The sequence below is a fragment of the Sphingomonas bacterium genome (assembly GCF_903643065.1).
Taxonomy (GTDB): domain Bacteria; phylum Pseudomonadota; class Alphaproteobacteria; order Sphingomonadales; family Sphingomonadaceae; genus Sphingomonas.
This window is the reverse complement of the sequence record NZ_CAHJWX010000295.1, coordinates 1-3,767: the sequence shown is the minus strand read 5'-3', so window position 1 is coordinate 3,767 and position 3,767 is coordinate 1. Positions and strand designations below refer to the sequence as shown.

Annotated in this window: 4 protein-coding genes; all 4 read right to left on the bottom strand. The window is 71.9% G+C overall.

What is annotated here, in order from left to right:
* The coding region (locus HUU95_RS10665; protein ID WP_174280095.1) for an FAD binding domain-containing protein at positions 1-813 on the bottom strand (813 nt) is incomplete at its 3' end.
* Complete coding sequence (gene paoA, locus HUU95_RS10660; protein ID WP_174280094.1) at positions 810-1,430, bottom strand: aldehyde dehydrogenase iron-sulfur subunit PaoA; 621 nt, start codon at positions 1,428-1,430, stop codon at positions 810-812. The genes paoA and HUU95_RS10665, both read right to left, overlap by 4 nt.
* A 113-nt stretch (positions 1,431-1,543) precedes the next feature.
* Positions 1,544-3,130: a carboxylesterase/lipase family protein gene (locus HUU95_RS10655; RefSeq protein ID WP_174280093.1), complete on the bottom strand. Its 1,587-nt coding sequence runs from the start codon at positions 3,128-3,130 to the stop codon at positions 1,544-1,546.
* A gap of 13 nt (positions 3,131-3,143) precedes the next feature.
* A partial coding sequence (locus HUU95_RS10650) for an alpha/beta fold hydrolase (protein ID WP_174280092.1) occupies positions 3,144-3,767 on the bottom strand: 624 nt, incomplete at its 5' end.

Here is a 3,767-nt window from a genome sequence, read left to right as displayed (position 1 = left end):
GTCCGCCGCCTCGACGCGCCACGGTCGCGGCGCGACGCCGCCGAACGCGACGCGGCCGCTGCCGTCGGGCTGGATCACCGCCGCGACCGACACCAGCGCATAGGCATAGGAAGCACGGTCGCGCACCTTTTCATAGAAGTGCTGGCCGCCGAGCGGGCGCGGCAGCGTGACGGCGGTGATCAGCTCGCCGGGGCGCAGGATCGTGTCCTGCTCGGGCCGGTCGCCCCATAGCCGGTGCAAGTCGGCGATCGGGATCGCGCGGTGCCGTCCGTCGGCGTCGACGGTCTCGACGATGGCGTCGAGCACGCGCATTGCCACCGCCATGTCGCCGGGGAAGGTGGCGATGCACTGGTCCGACACACCGATGACGCCGAGCTGGCGCGACACGCCGCCGATCGCCGCGCAGCCGGAGCCGGGCCGGCGCTTGTTGCAGGCCAGGTTGGTGTCGTAGAAATACGGGCAGCGGGTGCGCTGGAGCAGATTGCCCGCCGTCGTCGCCTTGTTGCGCAGCTGGCCGGACGCGCCCGCGACGATCGCGCGGGTCAGCACTGGGTAGTCGCGCCGGACGCGCTCGTCGGCGGCGAGGTCGGTGTTGCGGACCAGCGCGCCGATGCGAAGCCCGCCCTCGGGCGTCGCCTCGATCCGGTCGAAACCGAGGTCCTGGACATCCACCAGATGCGTCGGCGTCTCGATCTCCAGCTTCATCAGGTCGAGCAGGTTGGTGCCGCCGGCGATGAACCTGGCGCCCGGCATGGCGGCGGCGCGGGCGGCCGCGACCGGGTCCCTGGCGCGCTCATAGGTGAAGGCTCTCACGTGCTGGCTCCTGCCACTTCGGCGATTGCCTCGGCAATGTTGGAGTAAGCGCCGCAACGGCAGATATTGCCGCTCATCCGCTCGCGCACCTCCAGGTTCGTGGCCTGGGGCTGCGCCAGCAGGTCCGCCTGGACGTGGCTCGGCACGCCGCGCCTGACCTCGTCCAGCACCGCCACCGCCGAGCAGATCTGGCCGGGCGTGCAATAGCCGCACTGGTAGCCGTCATGCTTCACGAACGCCGCCTGCATCGGGTGCAGCCGGTCGGGCGTGCCCAGCCCCTCGATCGTGGTGATCTCGTCGCCTTCGTGCATCACCGCGAGGCTGAGGCACGCGTTGATCCGCCGGCCATCGACCAGCACGGTGCAGGCGCCGCACTGGCCATGGTCGCAGCCCTTCTTCGTGCCGGTGAGCCGCAGCTGCTCGCGCAACGCGTCAAGCAGCGTCGTGCGGGTGTCGACCTCCAGCACCCGGCGCCGGCCGTTCACGCCGAACGACACCGACATCGTCGGCGGAGGCACGGTCGGCATCGCCCTCGCCTGGGCGCCCGGCGCGGCCGCGACCGTGGCCGTCGCCACGCCCCCGAGCACGCTGCGTCGAGAGATGATGACTTTGCCCATGCCGGACGACCCTCGCGTTGCGAAAACACGCCCCTACCGCAATTCCGCGTTCCCGCCGCCCGTTCTTCGCGGATTTTCCTACGTCGCGAAGAGCGGGCGTGCCTCGCCCGGCGTCAGGGCATCACCGTCCGCCAGCGCTCGGGCAACTTGCCGGCGTCGCGGAACGATCGGATGAACCGGAACCGGTCGGTGCCTGTCTCGCCGGCCGCCGCCGTTCCGTTCGGCGTGAAGGCGAGGACCTGCGATCCTGGTCCGGCATAGCTTGGCCAGGTCGGCAGGCCGGGGCCGTTGGGATCGCCCTTGATCGCGAAGTTGGTCCAATAGGCCGTCATCAGGTCCGCCGTCGCCCGGTCGCCGTCGCCCGGCAGGTCGCCGCCACGGCCGGGCGGGGGCGGCGCGAGGTTGCCGAACACATATTTGACCTCGGCCGTGTGGTTGGCGATCGGCGAATAGGGCGAGGTGAACGAGAATTGATAGGCATAGACGCCCGTGCGGCGTGCCTGTTGCTGGAGCGCGAGCATCTCCCAGGTCTGCTCGGCGATGACGAGATCGCCGACCAGCGTCGCCGCCGATCGCGCCGGATCGGCCGATGGATAGACCGCCGCCGCCGCCGCCATCCGATCGGCGCCGAACAGCAAGGCCTCGCCCGCCTGGAAGGCCTCGGGCGTGTCGTGCGGCAGCGCGCGCGGCAGGAACAGCGGCGTCTCCTCGCGTGCGTTCCAGCCCGCGAGCAGCGGCACCCTGGCGGCGGCGCCGCGCGCGAAGGTGGCGGCGGGCGCCTCGCGCAGCACATAGCCGTCGATGCTCGGCGAGAAGACGGTGGTGCCGGGATCGAGCCGCACGTCCCAGCGGCCGGCCATGTTGAGCTGATCGGCCGGCATCGCCCGCAACGCCGCCAGATCGGCCGCGCCCACCCGCTGCTGGAAGGCAACGCCACGCGCAGTCGCCTCGGCATGGGTCGACAGCGAGCCGTGCTCGCTGTCCCAGAACGCGCCGCTTTCGGCGATCGCCTTGGCGAACAACCCCTTGGCGAGCGGCGAGGCCATCAGCAGGCCGACCGAATGCGCGCCGGCGGACTCGCCGAAGATCGTGACGTTGGCGGGATCGCCGCCGAACGCGGCGATGTTGGCGCGCACCCAGCGCAGCGCCGCGACCTGATCCTGCACACCGAAATTGCCCGACCCCGGACCCTCGCGGTCGAGCGCCGGGTGCGCCAGGAAGCCGAGCACGCCGAGCCGGTAGTTGAAGCTGACGACCACCACGCCGTGCTTCGCCAGCACCGTGCCGTCATAGCCGGGCTGCGCCGACGAACCGAACTCGAACCCGCCGCCGTGGATCCAGACCATCACCGGGCGCTTGACGGCCTTCGCCGCCGCCGGCGGCGTCCAGACGTTGAGCGTCAGACAATCCTCGCTCTGCGGCGGCGCCTGCATGGGCCCGGGCAGCGGCGAGGCGAAACAGGGCGTGCCGAACCGCGTCGCGTCGCGCGGGGCAGTCCATGCCGCCGCGGGCTGCGGCGAGCGCCAGCGCAACGGCCCCACCGGCGGCGCGGCATAGGGGATGCCCTTGAACGCGACGATGCCCGCGTCCGACGCCACGCCCTGGACCGGGCCCGAGCGGGTGACGACATCGGTCACCGTCGCGGCCGCGGCCGGGACGCCGATCGATAGCAGGGTCAGAAGGGCGGCGGCATGTCTCATGATCGATCCTCGGCTACGTCCGGTGCGCGCCATTCGGGGCCCGAGCCTCGGCGGCGCGCAGGAACGCCGTCAGCAGCGGGTTGAACGCGGGCTGGAGATTGGGGAAGTGGTTGGGTGACGCGACGATCTCGTGCCGCCCGCCGCCGACCGAGGCGACCCGCTCGCCGACCGCGTCGAACGCCGGGCTCCAGCCGCCGGTGACGACCAGCAGCGGGATGCCGGCGCACTTCAACGTCTCCAGCTCGCGCTGCAAGGTCGCGGCGTCGGGCACCTTGAGCTTGGCGATGCCCTTGCCCATCGCCTTGAGCTCTTCGGGGCTCGACCCGCCTCGCACCCCGTCGGGGATGCCGACCAGCTTGGCAAAGCGCCTGGCGCGGCGCGCGGCCGTGAACGAGAAGAGCATCGTGCCCACGAGCTTCAGCACGAAGCGGCGGACGCGCGGGTCGTCGATCGCGAGCTTCTGCATCCCCGGTTCGATCAGCGTCAGCGAGCGCACCGCGTCCGGACGCCGCGCCGCGGCGGCGAGCGCGACGCAGCCGCCGAACGAATGGCCGACCAGATGCGCGCCCCCACCGGGCAGGTCGTCGCCGAGCAGGTCCGCCACCCAGGCGCCATCGGCCTCGGCGTCGTCGGGCCG